10 protein-coding genes and 1 pseudogene are annotated in these 18,180 nt (G+C 72.3%); 3 read left to right on the top strand and 8 right to left on the bottom strand.

Translation table 11 applies throughout. From position 1 onward, the window contains the following. Positions 1–147: 147 nt before the first annotated feature. A complete protein-coding gene (locus ABZ795_RS03350; protein ID WP_357528461.1) occupies positions 148–663 on the bottom strand; it encodes a hotdog domain-containing protein in 516 nt (171 codons plus the stop codon). A gap of 23 nt (positions 664–686) precedes the next feature. Here ABZ795_RS03350 and ABZ795_RS03345 point away from each other — a divergent pair, with 23 nt between their 5' ends. Beyond that, positions 687–1,343: a hypothetical protein gene (locus ABZ795_RS03345; protein WP_327022653.1), complete on the top strand. Its 657-nt coding sequence runs from the start codon at positions 687–689 to the stop codon at positions 1,341–1,343. A gap of 121 nt (positions 1,344–1,464) precedes the next feature. On the opposite strand, the gene ABZ795_RS03340 is transcribed toward ABZ795_RS03345, so the two are convergent. Further along, positions 1,465–2,628 (bottom strand): acyl-CoA dehydrogenase family protein, encoded by a 1,164-nt coding sequence (locus tag ABZ795_RS03340; protein WP_357528460.1) that lies wholly within the window; start codon positions 2,626–2,628, stop codon positions 1,465–1,467. Between the two features lie 250 nt (positions 2,629–2,878). On the opposite strand from ABZ795_RS03340, the gene ABZ795_RS03335 reads away from it, so the two are divergent. Further along, positions 2,879–4,306, top strand: a complete 1,428-nt coding sequence (locus ABZ795_RS03335) for a UDP-glucose/GDP-mannose dehydrogenase family protein (protein WP_357528458.1) — start codon at positions 2,879–2,881, stop codon at positions 4,304–4,306. Between the two features lie 257 nt (positions 4,307–4,563). Beyond that, complete coding sequence (locus ABZ795_RS03330) at positions 4,564–9,501, top strand: permease (protein WP_357528456.1); 4,938 nt, start codon at positions 4,564–4,566, stop codon at positions 9,499–9,501. A 76-nt stretch (positions 9,502–9,577) separates the two neighbouring features. Here ABZ795_RS03330 and ABZ795_RS03325 read toward each other — a convergent pair. The 6 genes and pseudogenes from ABZ795_RS03325 to ABZ795_RS03300 form a co-directional block, all read right to left on the bottom strand. Then, positions 9,578–10,575: pseudogene (locus ABZ795_RS03325) on the bottom strand (HEAT repeat domain-containing protein). Between the two features lie 34 nt (positions 10,576–10,609). Further along, positions 10,610–11,320, bottom strand: coding sequence for a HEAT repeat domain-containing protein (locus tag ABZ795_RS03320; protein WP_327027256.1), 711 nt, complete (start codon positions 11,318–11,320; stop codon positions 10,610–10,612). A 328-nt stretch (positions 11,321–11,648) separates the two neighbouring features. After that, positions 11,649–12,140 carry a 5-(carboxyamino)imidazole ribonucleotide mutase gene (gene purE / locus ABZ795_RS03315; protein WP_327022658.1) on the bottom strand — a complete coding sequence of 164 codons (492 nt, stop codon included), beginning with the start codon at positions 12,138–12,140 and terminating at the stop codon, positions 11,649–11,651. Beyond that, positions 12,137–13,327, bottom strand: coding sequence for a 5-(carboxyamino)imidazole ribonucleotide synthase (locus ABZ795_RS03310; RefSeq protein ID WP_327022659.1), 1,191 nt, complete (start codon positions 13,325–13,327; stop codon positions 12,137–12,139). Before ABZ795_RS03310 ends, purE begins: the two co-directional genes overlap by 4 nt. Positions 13,328–13,379: 52 nt before the next feature. Further along, entirely contained in the window at positions 13,380–15,419 is a 2,040-nt protein-coding gene (locus ABZ795_RS03305; protein ID WP_357528454.1) for a thioredoxin domain-containing protein, read from the bottom strand. A 124-nt stretch (positions 15,420–15,543) separates the two neighbouring features. After that, positions 15,544–18,012 carry a bifunctional diguanylate cyclase/phosphodiesterase gene (locus ABZ795_RS03300; protein ID WP_357529001.1) on the bottom strand — a complete coding sequence of 823 codons (2,469 nt, stop codon included), beginning with the start codon at positions 18,010–18,012 and terminating at the stop codon, positions 15,544–15,546. Positions 18,013–18,180: the final 168 nt, after the last annotated feature.

Raw genomic sequence — 18,180 nt, 5'->3', positions numbered from 1 at the left:
CTGTGCCATGGGCCGTGGCGCCATCTTGCCCTACCCGAAGCGCCATTCTCCGCAGCCGGGCCCGCCGGACGCATGTGCCCGGACCACACGAGCAGCCCCGCCCGGGTGGGACGCAGCCGGGCCGAGGCCGCTCACCCAGCTAAGGCCTCACCCGGCCCGATGGGCCTGGATGGCGCGGCGGCGGGCCAGGCGGTGCTCCCGGCGGATCTCCGCCTCCCGCCAGCGCCGCTGGTCCTCCGGGGTCTCCGGCAGCACCGGCCGGACCGGCCGTGGCGCCCCGTCGACCTCGACGCCGACGAAGACGAGGTACGCGGTGGCCACCCGCACCGGCTCCTGCTCGGCCGAGTCCCAGCGCTCGGCCGTCACCCGTACGCCGATCTCCATCGAGGTCTGCCCGGTCCAGTTCACCTGGGCGTACGCGTGCACCAGGTCCCCCACCCGGACCGCCTCGGAGAAGACGATCTCGTCGATGGCGGCGGTGACCGCCGTACCGCCGCTGTGCCGGGCTGCCGCCGCGCCGGCCACGTCGTCGACGAACTTCATCAACACGCCGCCGTGCACCGTTCCGTAGAGGTTCACGTCGATCGCGGTCATGATCCGACTGAGCGTGACCCGGGAGTACGACGTCGGTTTACCTGGCATGGCGGAGGGGTGCTCGGTCATGTCGAAAACGGTACGGTGCGCGGATGCGACATCTGTGGAGCTTCCTCGCCGGTCTGGTGGTGGCGCCGGTCACCTGGGTGTTGGTCACTCTCGGACAGGACGGGTCGGCCGGCACGGTGAACCGGTGGGTGGAGATCGGCACCGCGAACACGGCCAATCTCATCGAGCCGGCCGTCTACCTGGCCGTCGGCGGCATCGTGCTGGGCCTGCTGGGCACGTTGCGCATCTCACCGCTCGGCGCGCTGGTGGCCGGGCTGCTGCTGGTCACCCCGTACATCGGGATGTTCGTCACGCCGTTCCGGGTGCGGGACCGCATCCCGGCGGACTGGGAGTTCCTCGGCGATCCGCTGCCGCTGCGGCTACCGGTGGAGAACGGCACCCTGTTCCTGATCGGCATGCTGCTGCTGGTGGCGACCTTCAGCGGCCAACGCTGGCGCCGCTGGCCACAGCCAACCACCGCCGCACCGGCGCCGACCTCGACGCCGCCCCCGGCCACCCCGGACCCCGAGCAGACCCTGACCGACTGGTCGCCGGAGCCGAACGACCAGGACACCGGCCCCCTCAGCCTCGGCTACCCGGACCCCACCCCGACCGAACCACTCCCCCGCCGCACCGGCCACACCTCCCCCTGGTCAGCCCCACCCGGCAACCTCCCCCGCCAAGACAACACCCCCCACTAACCCCACCCCACCCCAGCCCGGGTTGATCATGAGGTTGGCGGCACTCTGGAGATCGACATCTGCCGCTAACCTCATGATCAACGGGGGGTAACCGGGGTGGGTGGGGAGGGAGGGTTGCGGGTTAGGGCTTCAGGAGTTGGCGGGCCATTACGATGCGCTGGACCTGGTTGGTGCCTTCGTAGATCTGGGTGATCTTGGCGTCGCGCATCATCCGCTCGACCGGGTAGTCCCGGGTGTAGCCGTAGCCGCCGAGCAGTTGTACCGCGTCGGTGGTGATCTCCATGGCGGCGTCTGAGGCGAAGCACTTGGCTGCCGCGCCGAAGTAGGTAAGGTCGGCGTCGCCACGCTCGGAGCGGCCGGCGGCGGCGTAGGTGAGCTGCCGGGCGGCCTCCAGCTTCATGCCCATGTCGGCGAGCATGAACTGCACTCCCTGGAACTCCGCGACCGCCTTGCCGAACTGCTTGCGCTCGGCCACGTATCCCTTGGCGTAGTCGAGCGCGCCCTGGGCGATGCCGACGGCCTGGGCGGCGATGGTGACCCGGGTGTGGTCCAGGGTCTGCATCGCGGTGGCGAAGCCGGTGCCCTCGGCGCCGATCATCCGGTCCGCCGGGATCCGCACGTTGTCCAGGTAGACCTCGCGGGTCGGGGAGCCCTTGATGCCGAGCTTCTTCTCCGGGGCCCCGAAGCTGACCCCCGGGTCGGACTTCTCGACCACGAAGGCGGAGATGCCCCGGGAGCGGGCGCCCGGGTCGGTGACCGCGAAGACGGTGTAGAACTCGGAGACACCGGCGTTGGTGATCCACCGCTTCACGCCGTTGAGCACCCAGTGATCACCGTCACGGACCGCCCGAGTGGTCATCGACACCGCGTCGCTGCCGGCCTCCGGCTCGGACAGGCAGTACGAGAACAACGCCTCGCCGGCCGCGACCGGGGTCAGGTACCGGCGCTTCAACTCCTCAGAACCGGCCAGCAGCAGGGGCATGGTGCCCAGCTTGTTCACCGCCGGGATGAGGGAGGACGAGGCACAGGCCCGCGCCACCTCCTCGATCACGATGGCGGTGGCCAGGGCGTCCGCCCCGGCGCCGCCGTATTCGACCGGGATGTGCGGGGCGTGGAAGTCTGCGGCACGTAGGGCGTCATACGAGGCCTTCGGGAACTCTCCGGTCTCATCCGCCTCAGCGGCGTGTGGTGCCACCTTCGCCGCGCAGACCTCACGGACCGCCTCCCGGATCGCCTCATGCTCCTCGGGCAACCGATACGCGTCGAACGACTGATCTGCGGCCATGTCGGCCCCTCCCCTTCACGGCTATCATGCGCTGTCTGTAGCGTCACAGAGACGCCCACCGCGCAGACTGAAGGATAGCGACTACAGCTCAGCCGATGTTACCGGCGCGTAGGCTTGGTCTTCCCGAAGCACGACGCCGCTCGGCGATGATGGATGACAGAACCATAGGAATTACCCTCCGGTGCCGGGCCAGGCGCCGCTGCGGAACGCGACGCGATTGCGCGCCGCCAGTGCGAGCGGAGAGACAGGCGTGACCATCCCGTATCCGACCACCCAGCCGATGTCCGCCTTCGCCGCGGTGACGCCCCCCTCGGGTGCTCCCCGCCCTCGGGTGACCTTCCTCGGCACCGGTTATCTCGGTGCGACGTACGCCATCTGCTACGCGGAACTCGGCTACGAGGTGCTCGGGTACGACGTCGACCCGGACAAGATCGCCAAGCTGAACGCCGGCGAGGTGCCGATCCACGAACCCGGCCTGGACGAGCTGCTGCGACGCAACCTGGCCGCCGGACGCCTGCGGTTCAGCACGGACATCGCCGAGACCGCCGACTTCGGTGACGTGCACTTCATCTGCGTGGGCACCCCCCAGCGCGCCGACGGCATGGGCGCCGACCTGTCGTACGTCGAGGCGTCGGTGACCAACCTGGCCCGGCACCTGACCCGCAAGGCGTTGATCGTCGGCAAGTCCACCGTCCCGGTGGGCACCGCCGACTGGGTAGAGCAGTTGGTCGACAAGCACGCCTCCGCCGACCTGGGGATCGAGGTCGCCTGGAGCCCGGAGTTCCTCCAGGAGGGCTTCGCGGTCGACGACGTACTGCGCCCGAACCGGATCGTGGTCGGCGTCAAGAGCGAGTGGGCCAACAGCATGCTCTACGCCGCTCACAAGGGGGTCTTCGACCTGGCCGCCACGGAGGACCGCGAGGTCCCCCTGGTGGTCACCGACTTCGCCACCGCCGAGCTGGTCAAGGTAGCCGCGAACGCCTTCCTGGCCACCAAGATCTCCTTCATCAACGCGATGGCCGAGGTCTGCGAGGTGGCCGGCGGCGACGTCACCCAACTGGCCCGAGCCATCGGCTACGACCCCCGCATCGGCAACCGGTTCCTCCAAGCCGGCCTCGGCTTCGGCGGCGCCTGCCTACCCAAGGACATCCGCGCCTTCCAGGCCCGCGCTCAGGAACTCGGCGCCGGCGAGGCACTGCGCTTCCTGCACGAAGTAGACCTGATCAACCTGCGCCGCCGTACCCGGGTGCTGCACCTCGCCGCCGAACTCCTCGACCGCCGCTACGGCCCCGCCGGCCCCGACCTGTCCGGCACCCGCATCGCCGTGCTCGGCGCCACCTTCAAACCCAACACCGACGACGTACGCGACGCCCCCGCCCTCGCCGTCGCCGCCCTGCTACACAAAGCCGGAGCCGACGTCCACGTCTACGACCCCCAAGGCGTCGACAACGCCCGCCGAGCCGCACCCGAACTCACCTACGAAGCCGGCATGGCCGAGGCGGTGACCGACGCCGACCTGGTCTGCGTACTCACCGAATGGGCCGACTTCCGCAACGCCGACCCGAACGCCCTGGGTGAACTGGTCACCGGACGACGGGTGATCGACGCCCGCAACTGCCTTGACTCGACACTGTGGACGCAGGCTGGCTGGGAGTACCGGGGGTTGGGTCGGCCCTGATCTTGGTTGTCGGGTGGGTTTTCCGGGGGAGCCCACCCGCTCCGGGCGGTCAGGCTTGATCCCTGCGCGGGTGGGCTCCCCCGGAAAACCTGACTTCCACGGCCCCTTGGCCAGGGGTGTGGGGTGGCAGCTGTGGGGGCGATTCGGGGGGTGGGTGTGGTTGTCGGGTGGGGTGACCCGCCGACAAGTGTCGAATTCCGGGCGCGCATTGGGCATGCTGCGACAGTGGGAATCCACAGTGTGGGTGGAGGGGTGTCGTGGCGACCTTTCAGTGCTCCTCGTGCGGCCGGGAGATCAAGCCAGCGGTCCGCTGCCCGCGCTGCGGTGCCCACCAGCCACAGTGGGCCGAGCATCTGGCGGAGATCGAGCGGTCCATCGCGGAGATGAAGGCCCGTGAGGCCGCCATCGCCAGCGAACAACGGCAACTGGCCTCCAAGATGCAGGCCGCGATCTTCCAGCGGGACACCCTGGCCCACGCCGGCAGCGTAGGTGAGGGCCGGGTCAAGCAGACCAACCGCCCGCGTCGGGTGCTGCGCCGTCGACCGGCGTACAAGTCGCCGGGGGGCGCCACGGTCCCACCGGTACGCGGCAAGCCGGCCGGGGGCGATCCACCGCCACCACGGGTGCCCCGGCAGGGCCCCTCCGCCGGTACGGAGGATCTGCCGCCGACCACCCCGGTGTGGCTTGACGCCGACGACCCGGAGCACCCCCCGGAGGCCTCCTCGCGGGAGGTCCAGAACATTCCCCTGGGCCTGGGTGCCCTGCTGCTCGGTGTGGCCGCGGTGGTCTTCGCCGTGCTCGCTACCAGCTCGATGGACGCCCTGACCCGCCTGGGCATCCTGCTGCTGGCCACCATCCTCATGCTGCTCGCCCCGCCGGTGCTGACCCGGCGCGGGCTGACCTCCACCGCGGAGACCATCGCCGCGGTGGGGCTGCTGCTGGTTCCGCTAGCCGGGTACGCGCTGTCGGCGGTGGACCGGATCGGCGGCGACGGCTCCGGGGCGATCTTCGCCGGGGTGATCTTCGCGGTGACCGCCGCGGTCTCCGTCGGATACGCCGGACTGACCCGGCTGCGCGCCCCCCGCTTCGCCGCCGTGCTGGCCGCCCAGCCGGTGGTCCCGCTGTTGGCGTACGAGCAGGTCAGCGGCCCGGCCGGCTGGGCCCTGGTGTTGACCGTGGTGGCCGTGCTGGACCTCTGGTTGGCCCGGTCCCCGATCACGGTGCAACAGCCGGCCGTCGAGCCGGTGCCGGAGACGGCCCCGGATCAGGCGAGCACCCCCCGCCAGCGGCAGGCCGACGGGCGTCCCGAGGGTGCGCCGGAGGAAGCCGGTGAGGTGATCGACCCCACCGCCGGCACCCCGGTCGCCCCGTCGGTACGACCGGTGCCGGGGCTGCGGGAGCTGACCTGGGCCCTGCACGGGGTCGCCGTCGTACTGGCCCTCGGGTACGCGGTGACCGCCCTGCTGCGCACGGACACCGTGCCGGGCGCCACCGGCGCCGGCCTGGTACTGCTGCTGGCCGCCGCCGTGTGCCTGGTCGGCACCCTGCTGCTGCGGCGTCCACCGCTGCCCGACATCGGCGCGGGGGTGCTCACCCTGGCCGTCATCGGCGCCCTCGGCCGGATCGCCTCGGTGGCGCTGCCGGGCCGTTCCCTGCTGCTGATCGCGGCCGTCATCGCCGCCACCGGCCTGGTGGTACGGGCGGTGCCGGAGTCCGCCCGACGCGGGCCACAACTGGCCAGCGCGGTGGCGCTGACCGTCAGCGGAGTGGTGGTCGCCGGCAGCGCCCTGCGCGCCGGGATCGCGCCCGTGCAGGCCGCCCTGCCGGCCTGGGCGGCGGACCTCGACCGGTACCCGGCCGAGTTGGCCGCCGCGGTGGGACCGGCCGCCTGGCAGTTGGCCGCCAGCGCCTTCCTGCTGACCGTGGCGGCCGTGGTGGCCCTGCCCCCGGAGATCCGCCGCGAGTTCGCGGTGACCGGTGCCGCGCTGACCGCCCTGGCCGTACCCGCCTCCTTCGGGTTGAGCTGGGCGATGGCCCCGTGGCCGATGGTGCTCACCGCGATCGCCATCGGGGCGATCGGGTTGTCGGCCCGGACGAGTCGGGCCGCCCTGGCGCACGCGGTGGCGGCTGCCGGGGTCGGTCTGGTCGGCGCCGGGGCGGCACTGGCCCGACCCGCTCTGACCGCCGCCGTACTGCTCACCCTCGTCCTGGCCGGGGTGCTGATCGCGGTGGCCCCCCGGATCAGGGTGGCACCGGCCGCCGCCGACGAGATCTCGGCCTGGGCGGCCGGCGGGGCGGCGTTCGCCCTGCCCGGGGCGGTGGCCGCCTTCGTCGCCACCCTGGCCCCCGACGAACCGGCCCTGACCCCGGCCAGTCTCCAGGCGGCGACCGTACCGGTGCTGGCCGCCAGCTTCCTGGCCGTCTGCGTCACCCTCGGCTACACCGCGATCGTGCAGGTGTCCCAGCGGAATATTCCGGTGCCCCTGTCGGTCGGCACCGGCCTGGGCGCCCTGGTGGTCGCGGCGGCCGGATTCGGTTCACCCGGTGCCACCGTGGCCGACGCCTGGGTCAGCGCCTTGCTGCTGGTCTCCGCCGTCCTGCTGTTCCTGGCCCCGTCGATCGACGCCGGCCGACGCGCCGACCTGACGATGGACGGCTCCGACCTGGCCGCCGCCGCGGTGACCGCGGCCCTGGTCGCCACCCTGCTGCGGATCGGCACGGTGCTCGCCCCCGGCGGGCAGCTGGCGGTCGCCGCCGCGCTGGTCCTGGTCGTCGCGGTGGCCGCTCGGGCGATGCCGGAACAGTGGCGACGCGGTCCGGTGCTCGGCCTGGCTCTCGGCGGGGTGCTGATCGGCCTGCTGGCCGGCTGGATGGCCCTCCGGGGTGGGGTCGGTGTCCTGGCGACCCCCGGCCCGATCTGGAACGGCGACCTCAGTGGATGGCCGGCCGCTCCGACCGGCGGCACCACCTGGCAGGGCCCGATCGCCCTGGCCCTGCTGGCGCTCGCCTCGGCCATCCTGCTGCCGTCGCCCTGGCGCTACGACGTGTCCGGGGCGGCCGTGGTGCTCGCCACCATCGGGGCACCGGCCGCCTTCGACCTGTCCTGGTGGTCGCCGGTCCTGATCGGAGGCATGGTCGCCGCCGTGTACGCGATGGCCGCCGTCCCCGCCATCGACCCCCGGGCGGCCCTGTCCAGGATCACCGTCGCCGGGGTGATCGCCCTGCATGCCGCCGGTGCCGGCCTGGTCCGGCCCTGGACCACGGCGCTGGCCTTGACCAGCATCGTGGTGATCGGTGTGGCGGTGGCCGGGCTGGCCCGTACGACCGCTGGGTACCTCATCGAGGACATCCGGACCGAGGGGATGCCCCCGCATCTGGCGCAGATCGGTGGGGCGGCCGTGGGGGCGGCCCTGCTGGCCCTGCCGGGTGCCACGGCCGCGTTGGCCGCCGAGTTCGGGCACGCCCCGCAGACGATCCTCACCGCCGGCCTGGCCGCCACCAGCCTGGGTCTGGCCCTGATCGCCGGAGTCCGCTGGCAGGTTCCGCAGTACCTGCCCTGGGCCAGCGCCGGGGTGGTCGGCGGTGCGGTGGTGACCGCGCTGGCCGCCGTACCCCTTGGTCTGCCGGTCGGTGTCTACGCCGCCGCGGCCGCTCTGCTGGGGGTGCTCGCCGAACTGGTCCGGGAGGCCACCGATCCGCCCGCCGATCCGATGCAGCCGGTCCGCCGCTGGACGGTGCTGCTCGACGGGGCGATCCGACGGCCACCGGATGACGGGCTACGCCGTCGGTGGCGGGTCAGCCCGGCTGCGGGGGCCCTGGCCGCTGCCGCCCTGCCTACCCTGCTGGCGCTGATCTCCATCGCTCCGGCGCTGATCGCCGCCCTGGTGGACCCGATCCGTACCCTCCGTCAGGTCTGGCAGGGCCCTCCGCCGGAGTTGCTCGACCCACCGGCGGCGGCGGTCAACCCGACCCATGTGCTGACCGCGCTGCTGCTGACCGTGACGGCCTCGCTGGCGGCCAGCGGCTTCAGCGCGGGTCGGCGCTCCCGGGCGGTGCCGGTGGTGCTGCCCGGTGCCGCGATCACCCTGTTGATCGCCCCGATCGCGTTGGGCAGCGGCTGGCCGACGAGCACCCGTGCCGCACTGGTGGTGTTCACCATCTCGATGCTGGGGCTGGCCCTGACCCCACCACCCTCCCTCGTGGAGCGGGCCCGCTCGTTGCGGCTGGCCCGGGTACTCGTCTTCCTGATCGGCCTGGCGGCCGGCGGGGCGGGCCTGGCCGGCAGCCTAGCCACCCGGGACCTGACCCTGCTGAGCCTCGGGGGTGCCGTCGGGGTCGGCGTGGTGGCGGCCCTGTTCGGCACCACCTCCCGAGCCCGGATCCTCGGCTGGTTGTTCGCCTCCCTGATGGCGCAACTGTTCGTGCTCACGGCGGGTCTGGTGGCCGGGCTCGCGGCGGTGTGGTCCGCCTTCGGGGTGCTCGCGGTGGGTGCCGCCCTGCAGGTCTTCGCCACCCGACTGCCCCGGCTGCGTCGACCCGAGGCACGGGTGGAGGCCGCCACGGTGGAATGGAGCGGCCATGCCGCCGCCCTGATCGCGCTGGCCCTGGCCTTCGACTCACCACGGCACATCGCCGCCCTGCTGGCCGGCTGGGGTGCCATGCTCGGCATCGCGGCCATGCGGCCGGGGCGTCGACCGGTGGAACGTCGGATCCTGTTCTGGGCGGTGGTGATCTGCGAGATCACCGCCTGGTGGATCCTGATGTGGGTCGCCGAGGTGGCCCTGCCCGAGGCGTACACCCTGCCCTTCGCCGCCCTGGCCCTGCTGGTCGGCGTGCTGGAGTTGCGGCAGCGACCGGACATGAGCAGTTGGGTGGCGTACGGGCCGGCGCTGGTGGCCGCCTTCGTACCCACCCTGGCGATCGTGCTGGCGACCGATTCGAGCACCCTGCGCCAGGTGCTGCTGCTGCTCGGTGCGGTAGCCGTGCTTGTCTTCGGGTCGATGAGCCAGCAGCAGGCCCCAGTGATCGTGGGCGCGGTGGTGACCGCCATCGCGGCGGTGCACGCCCTGTTCAGTCTCGGGCCGTGGCTGGCGTTGATCCCGGTCGGCTTCCTGCTGCTGATCCTCGGTGCCAGCAACGAACGCCGTCGCCGCGCCCAGGAACGCCTCCAGACCGCCCTGCGAGGGATGCGCTGACCTGCCCGATGCCCTGACCCGCTTCGAGGCGCAGCCGCACTGCTGCGCGCGTAACCTCACCGCCCAGCGTGCAGCCTCACTGCTGGGCGCGCAGCCGGAGGAGGTGGGCGGCGGTGTGTGCGACGACCGGGTCGGGGTCTGCCGTCAGGCCCGTGAGTGCCTGGGTGGCGGTGTCCCCCGGGATGTCCGCCAGTGCCGCCACCAGCCGTCGACGGATGGCGGGATCACCGGCGGCATCGAGGCAGCCCACCAGCCGGGCGGCGATCTGATCCGCCAGGGTCGCCTCCCCCGCCAACACGCTCAGAGCATCGGCGGCCTCGACGTCATCGACCGCCTCGACGACCATGTCGACGAGGGTGGGGACCGCCTCGGCGACCCCACGGGCCCCGAGCGCCAGGGCCGCGTACCGGCCGACCGCGAGGTCCGCGTTGGCCAGGGCCTCCCGCAACAGTACGGTCGCCGCAGCGCTCGGGATCTCGGCGATGGCTTCGACGGCACGTCTGCGTACCTCGACGCCCGGTGCGTCGAGACCCTCCGCCAGCAGGGCCAGTCCCCCGTCGCCCGACTGCGCCAACGCCCAGCGCAGGGCTCCGGCGACGTTCGGGTCCTCCTCGCTCAGCACCGCCTCGACCAGTGCCTCCACCGGCATCGGGGTGGCTCGCCGCGACGACAGGGCCGCGCGTTGGCGTTCACCCGGACTGTCCGACCTCAGTCCCTGCAGGAGGGCGACGATCTGGAGCACCTCGGCCCAGTCGGCGGGTTCCACGGCACCGACCCGCCGCAGTCGGGTGAGCAGTTCCGTCTCGGCCGCGAGGCGTGCCCGGGTCTGCCGGATGAGGTCGTCCACCAGTGCCGCGGGCGCGAAGCCGGGTTCGTCCAGGGCCGGACCTCCCGCAGGGACAGCCCCAGTGAGCGCAGGCTCTCGATGTGGAAGATCCGCCGGATGTCCTCGTCGGAGTACTCCCGATAGCCGGACCCGGTACGACCTGTCGGCCGCAGCAGCCCGAGGGCCTCGTAGTGCCGGAGCATCCGGGCACTGACCCCGGACCTGCCGGCCACCTCACCGATCAACACCGCCGGTCACCCCTCCTGGCCGTACCCCTCCTGGCTACCCAGCTTCCTCGCCGCCGGTCTCCTTGCCGCCAGCTTCCTCGCTGCCAGTCTCCGGGTCGGAGGTCTCCGGGCGGGCTGGGCCGAGTGCCACAATGCGTTTCGCCTCCTCGACGGCGAAGTCGAAGCCGGTGTCCGGGTCGTGCCAGAGCCGTTCGGTGGCGATCGCGTGCTGGCGTACCCGCGGGTCAGGATCGGTCATCGCGGCGTGCAGCACCGGCATGATCGCCTCGCCGAGCGCTACCAGCGCCCGACTGAGGCTCAACTGGGTCTCCCGCTCGCCACGCCCGAGCTGCGACGCCAGCACCCGGACCAACCCGGATGACTCACCTTCCGGCACGAGTACGACCGCGGCCCGCCAGGCGCTGCGTGCCACCTCGTCGTCAGCGTCCGTCAGCAGCGCTGGCGTGATCGCCGGCCAGGCCCGCCGGTCCCCGATCTTGGACAGCGTGTGCAACGCCTGACTGCGTGCCTGCCCAGACCCCGAGTCCAGCTCCTCGATCAGCCGGGGAACCGTCACGGACGCCGACTGTCGGGTGAGCGCCCAGGTGAGCATCTCGCGCACGAAGAACTCCGGCTCGACCCCACACCGCTCGACGAGCACGTCCACGAACTGCGGCTCAGGAGTAGTCCCGGCCGCCAACGCCACCCGCAACCGCACCGACGAACTGCCGTGCGCCAATCCCGCCCGCACCCGCCCCGCCTGCATACCCCGCTCCGACTCGACCACGACGGATCACCCCCGCGCCCAGTCCACCCCTTCTCACAATGTCAAGGTCAACCCCACCACCAACACCGCCAGCCCACCATCCCGCCGAAACAGCGGGGTAGCCAGGGCCAGGAACCCGCCACTCCGGCGAAACGGCGGGATACACAGCAGCAGAAACCCGCCATTTCGGCGAAACGGAGCCTGGACAGCCGGGGATAGCCTGCCCACGGCAGGGCTGGGGGGCGACCGTGCCCGGCGCAGGGATCAAGCCTGACCACCCGGAGCCGGGGACGGTCGCCCCCCAGCCCCAACCGCAACCAGCAAAAACCTAAGCCAGAGAAGCCCGCAGCGCCGCATCCTTCTCCGCGACCAACTGCTCCAGATCGGCCTGGTACGCCGACATCCGGTCGAGCAGGGCCGGGTCGGAGGCACCCAGGATGCGCACCGCGAGCAGTCCGGCATTGCGCGCGTTGCCGATCGACACGGTGGCCACCGGCACACCGGCCGGCATCTGCACGATGGACAGCAGCGAGTCCAGGCCGTCGAGGTGCCTCAGCGGCACCGGCACCCCGATCACCGGCAGCGGCGTGACCGAGGCGATCATCCCGGGCAGGTGAGCCGCCCCACCCGCACCCGCGATGATCACCTTGAGGCCACGCCCGGCGGCGGCCCGGCCGTAGTCGATCATCTTGACCGGGGTGCGGTGTGCGGAGACGACCTCTACCTCGTACGGCACCTCGAACTCGGCGAGCACCTCGGCGGCCGCCTTCATGGTCGGCCAGTCCGAGTCACTGCCCATGATCACACCGACCGTGCTCATGCTGCCTCCTCCGTACCGTCGCGCAGCCAGCGCATCGCCCGCGCGGCGCGGGCGCGTACCTCGTCCAGGTCGTCGCCGAGCACGGTGACGTGCCCGATCTTGCGGCCGGGGCGTACCTGCTTGCCGTAGAGGTGCACCCGGGCGCCCGGTTCGGCGGCGAAGAGGTGGTGCAGCCGCTCGTCGACGGGCATGCCGCCGGGTTCACCGCCGAGCACGTTCGCCATCACCACGACCGGCGCGGTCAGCGAGGTGTCGCCCATCGGGTAGTCCAGTACCGCCCGCAGATGCTGCTCGAACTGGGAGGTGCGGGCCCCTTCGATGGTCCAGTGGCCGGAGTTGTGCGGACGCATGGCCAGCTCGTTGACCAGCAGCCGACTGCCGGCGGGGGCGGAGTCGTCGGCGACCTCGAACAGCTCCACCGCCAGCAGCCCGACCACGCCGAGGGCGCTGGCCAGGTCGATGGCGAGCTGCTGGGCGGCCACCGCCAACTCCTCCGGCAGGCCGGGGGCCGGGGCCAGCACCTCGACGCAGATCCCGTCGCGCTGCACCGTCTCCACCACGGGGTAGACGGCGACCTGCCCGAACGGAGACCGGGCCACCTGCACGGCCAGTTCCCGGCGCAGGGCCACCCGTTCCTCGACGATCAGCTTCGTGCCACCGGCGAGCAGGGTCTGCGCCAGCTCGGTGGCGTGCGCGGCGTCGGTGACCGGCCAGACTCCCCGGCCGTCGTACCCACCCCGGGCGGCCTTGACCATGACCGGCCAGCCCACCTCGTCGCCGAAGGCCACCAGGTCGGCCGTCGACTCGACCGGCCGCCAGGCCGGATTCGGGGCCGCCAGGGTGTCGAGCCGTTCCCGCATCACCCGCTTGTCCTGGGCGTGCACCAGGGCCTCCGCCGGTGGAAAGAGCTTCACCCCCTCGCCGGCCAGGGCGCGGATGTGCTCGGTCGGGACATGCTCGTGGTCGAAGGTGACCACGTCACACGACTTGGCGAAGGTGCGCAGGGCGGCGAGGTCGGTGTGGTCGCCGTACTGGACGTCGGCGGCGACCAGGGCCGCCCCGTCGTCCGGCGTGAGCGCGAGCACGCGCAGCGACTGACCGAGGGAGATCGCGGCCTGATGGGTCATCCGGGCCAGTTGGCCACCACCCACCATGCCGACAACAGGCAGACCGGTACGGGAATCCATAGCGGGCGTCAGCCTATCGGGGTCGGCGCAGGCACCGGCCAGGGGATCCGGCTCAGCCCAGCTGCGCCACCAGGTCCTCGACCGTGTCGACCGGCCGTTGGCAGACGAAACCCCGACAGACGTACGCCGCCGGCCGGCCGTCGAGCAACCCCCGGTCGGCCAGCAGGGGTACGCCGACCTGGTCCGGCTGTCCGGCCACGATCACCGCACCGGGCGGGGCGTGCCGGTGGGCCGCCGCGACCAGCGGGTCACCGGCGGGATCGGCGGTGACCACAGCGATCTCGTACGGCCCGGAGAGCAGCGCCTCCCCCACGGCCGCCGCGTACCCGGTGAAGCGTGGGTGCCGCCCGACGATCGGCGCGATGGTGGACAGGGCCGCCTCGGCGGCCTCCCGGTAGCGGGTCTGCCCGGTCAACGCCGAGTAGGCCACCAGGGCGGCGGCGATCGCGGACCGCCCGGAGGGGGTGGCGTTGTCGGTCGGGTCGGCGGGGCGGGCCACGAGTTGTTCCGCGTCGTCCGCGGTGTCGTAGAAGGCCCCGTCGGGGGCGGCGAAGTGGGCCAGCGCGGCGTCCAGCAGTTGCCCGGCCCAGTCCAGCCAGCGTCCTTCGCCGGTGACCTGGTGCATGGCGCAGAACGCCTCGGCCACGCAGCCGTAGTCCTCCAGCACCCCGGCCGGTTCCCCGACCTGACCGTCGCGGGAGGCCCGCCGCAGCCGCCCGTCCACCAGATGCACCCGGGCCAGGTACTCCGCGGTGTCGCGCATCGCGCCGTCGGCGACGATGGTGACCCCCTCCAGCAGGTTGGCCTCCCCCTCGGTGCCGATCCGGCCGGAGGTCTCCATCAGCCGGACGAACTCGGCCAGGGCGGTGACGGCCAGGCCGTTCCAGGCGGCCACCACCTTGTCGTCACGGGCCGGCTGGGGGCGGGTGTCCCGGGCGGCCAGCAGCCGGCGTACGACCTCCTGCCAGCGCTGCCGCACGGCCGGGTCGGCGTCGTCCACGTCGCGGGCCAGCTTGAGCACGCTCATGCCGTGTTCGAAGGTGCCGGCCTCGGTGACGCCGAACAGGTCGGCGGCCCAGCGGCCGTCCTCCTCCCCCAGCACCTCGATCAGCTGGGCCGGGGTCCAGGCGTAGGTGAGGCCCTCCACTCCCTCGGTGTCGGCGTCCAGTGCGGAGGCGAACCCCTGGCCGGGTCGGTGCAGCTCGTCGGCGAGGAAGCGGGCGATGTCCCGGGCCACCCGCAGCGCCAGCGCGTCGCCGGTGAGCCGCCACAGCTGGGTGTAGACCCGCAGCAGCAGGGCGTTGTCGTAGAGCATCTTCTCGAAGTGCGGCACGGTCCAGTGTGCGTCCACGGAGTACCGGGCGAAGCCACCGGCGAGCTGGTCGTGGATGCCGCCCCGGGCCATCGCCTCGCAGGTGTGCCGGACCATTTCCAGGCTCTGCGGCGAGGCGGTGCGCTGGTGGTGGCGGAGCAGGAAGAGCAGGTTCAGGTGCGGCGGGAACTTGGGTGCCCCGCCGAATCCGCCGTTGGTCTCGTCGTACTCGTTGGCCAGTTGCTTGGCGGCGGCGTCGAGCAGGTCGGCGGTGAGCGGGGCGGTGGGACCACCGACGGCCTGGGCCCCGCCGATCGCCTCCACCACCGCGGCCCCCTGCCGCAGTACGGCCTCGCGCTGGTCCTGCCAGGCGGTGCTGACCGACTGGAGCAGGCGGATGAAGTTCGCCCGGGGGAAGTACGTCCCGCAGTAGAACGGGGTGCCGTCCGGCGTAGCGAAGACCGTCATCGGCCAGCCACCCTGGCCGGTCATCGCCTGGGTGGCGGTCATGTAGACCGCGTCGACGTCGGGCCGCTCCTCCCGATCCACCTTGATCGACACGAACCCCTCGTTCAGCAGCCGACCGACGCCCTCGTTCTCGAACGACTCGTGCGCCATGACGTGACACCAGTGACACGCGGAGTAACCAACCGAGATCAACACCGGCACATCCCGCCGCCGAGCCTCGGCGAACGCCTCCTCACACCAAGGCCACCAGTCCACCGGATTGTCCGCATGCTGAAGCAGATACGGACTGGTGGCCCCCACGAGTCGATTCACCCCCCGACCCTACCCACCCCCACCCCCACCCACCCCCCTCACGGCGTTGATCATGAGGTTGACGGCACTTGTTGATCTCCACAGTGCCGCCAACCTCATGATCAACGGGGTAAGGCGGGGCGGGTTAGGAGGCGTCGTCGGCGCGGAGGGGGAGGACGTTGGTGGGGGGTTTGCGGGACAGGGAGCCCAGGACGGCGGCGATCTTGTCGGCGGGCATGGGCTTGAAGAAGTGGTAGCCCTGGGCTGCGGTGCAGCCCAGCTCGGTGAGGGCGGAGCGCTGGGCGGCGGTCTCCACGCCCTCGGCCACCACCCGTAGGCCCAGCTCGTGGGCCATCCCGACGGTGAGGCGCACGATGGCGGCCGCCTCGGGTGACTCCCCCATCCGCAGCACGAACGAGCGGTCCACCTTGAGTTCGTCCACGGCCACCCGGGCGAGGAAGCTGAGGGAGGAGAAACCGGTGCCGAAGTCGTCGACCGCCAGTTGCACACCCATCGACCGCAGGGCGGTGAGCACCTGGTCGATGACCTCCAGCTCGCTCATCACCACCGTCTCGGTGATCTCCAGGACCAGCCGGTCCGCCGGCACCTGATGCCTACGCAGCGCCTCGGCGATCTCGGTGGGCAACCGAGAGTCCAGCAGGCTGCGGGCGGAGAGGTTGACCGAGATGGGGATGTCCAGACCCTCGCGGGCCCAGCTGGCGGCCACCGTCAAGGCCTTGTCCAGCACGTACCGGGTGAAGCAGCCCAGCTGGTCGCTGTTCTCCACCGCCCGGATGAAGTCGGCGGGGCTGAGCAGGCCCCGGCGCGGATGCCGCCAGCGGATCAACGCCTCCACCCCGGTCGGCGCACCGGTGGTCAGGTCCACCGCGGGCTGCAACACCAGCACCAGTTGGTCGTCGGCCTGCAAAGCCTCCCGCAGCTCCGCCAGCAGGGCCAGTTGGTCCGTGCTGGCCGCGTCCCGCGCGCTGTCGTAGGTGGCCACACTGCCGCCGCCGGACTTGGCCTGGTACATGGCGATGTCGGCGCGGCGCAGCAGCTCGGTCAGGTCGGCGGTGCCGGCCGTGGCCACCACCACACCGACGGACACCTCGACGGACATCCGTACCCCGGCCACCTCGGCCGGAGCGGCCAGCCGGTCGGCCACCTCCCGCGCCTGACGCAGGGCGTACGCCATCGGGGCGCTGTGGTCCCCGAGCACCGGTACCGAGGTCAGCAGCAGCGCGAACTCGTCTCCGCCGAGGCGGGCCAGCAGGTCACCGGGGCGGGCCAGGCCGCTGAGCCGGTCGGCGGTCAGCCGCAGCAACTGGTCGCCGGCGGCGTGCCCCAGGGTGTCGTTGACCTCCTTGAACTGGTCCACGTCGAGCAGCAGCAGGGCTACCGGACGGTCGTGCGCGAGTCGCCGCAGCGCCTGGTCGCCCTGGCTGAGCAGGGCCGCCCGGTTGACCAGCCCGGTCAGCGGGTCGTGCACCGCCTCGTACGACGAACGGGCGGTGACCAGTCGCAGCTCCCGGTGGGTCGCCGCGTCGTGCAGAGCCCCGGCCAGGGCATCGGCGTAGGCGGCCAGGGCGTCGCGCTCCCGCCCGGTGGAGGGGGCCGTTCGCGGCAGCCGCACCCGCAGCCGCCCCACCCGGGTGTCCCCGACCGACAGGTCACGGACCAGTTCCTCCGAGTCGGATCCGCCCTCGGCCGGTGGGGGTATCTCCCGGTCTACGAGCTGCCCGCTGGGATCGCCCCGGTAGCGCCACCACCGGCCGTCTGCCCCGGCCACCTCCACGTCCACGATCTCCGCCTCGAACAGGGTCAGCGCGCCGGTGACCCCGGCCACCGCGACCCCCCGCTCGTCGAGTTGGTTGAGCGCGGAGGTGGCCTCGGCCAAGGACCGCCAGGTCCGCCGCTCGCGCGCGTCGCGCAGTCGCTGCCGGTAGGTCTGCTGAAGCAGCCACAGCAGCAGGGGCAGCAGCAACAGCCACCGCAGGTCGATCTCGATGAGCACCACGACGAGTACGCCGACCACGAGGTTGCCGACGAACATCAGCAGCTTGCCGCGCAGCGCCGCGAGCAGCGGGCGGCCGATCGGCATCCCGTGGCGTACCGACAGCATGACCCCGCCCAGCGCGGCGGCCGCCAGCAGATAGGTGACCGCCCCGGCGGTGACGGTGAGCGCCAGGGCCGGTGTCAGGGGGGCCAGCAGCGGCTGGCCTAGGGCGGTGGTGACCGCGACCGCCAGCGCCACCGCGGCGGTCTGGGCCCCGGCGATGCGGGCTACCTCCCAGGTCGTCCGCCCCTCATCCACGATCGACATGGCCGTCCAGGCCAGGGACACCCCCAGCATGGCCGCGGCGGGCAGCCAACCGGGCGGCACCAGACAGAGGCAGATGATCAGTGCCGCCTCGGCCCAGGTCACGCTGACCATGCCGGCGGCGGCTCGGAACCGCAGCCGGGCCAACTGGGACAGGGCGAAGGCGGCCACCGCGATGCCGAAGCGGACCGGCCCGCCGAGCGGGTCGTCGACCGGCAGCGGGGCCGGAAGGCTGAGCCCGACCACCGCGGCGATCAGGGCGGTGCACAGGACGGCGGCGGTGAGCAGATGCAGTCCGAGGGGCGTCCCACGGCCTGGGTGCCGGTCAAGGGGATGACCGGCCCTGCCGGAGGTCACCGACCTCCTCCTGCCAGCCGACGACAGGGTACGTGAGGGGTCGACATCATCGTGATGGTCATCGACGCCCCCTTCCGCGCAGCATGGGGACTTCTGGTCCCCCCG

Origin of the sequence: Micromonospora sp. NPDC047134, from assembly GCF_040643455.1 — a bacterium.
Classification (GTDB): Bacteria; Actinomycetota; Actinomycetes; order Mycobacteriales; family Micromonosporaceae; genus Micromonospora.
The sequence above is the reverse complement of the archived record's forward strand: the minus strand, read 5'-3'. Positions and strand labels throughout refer to the sequence as shown.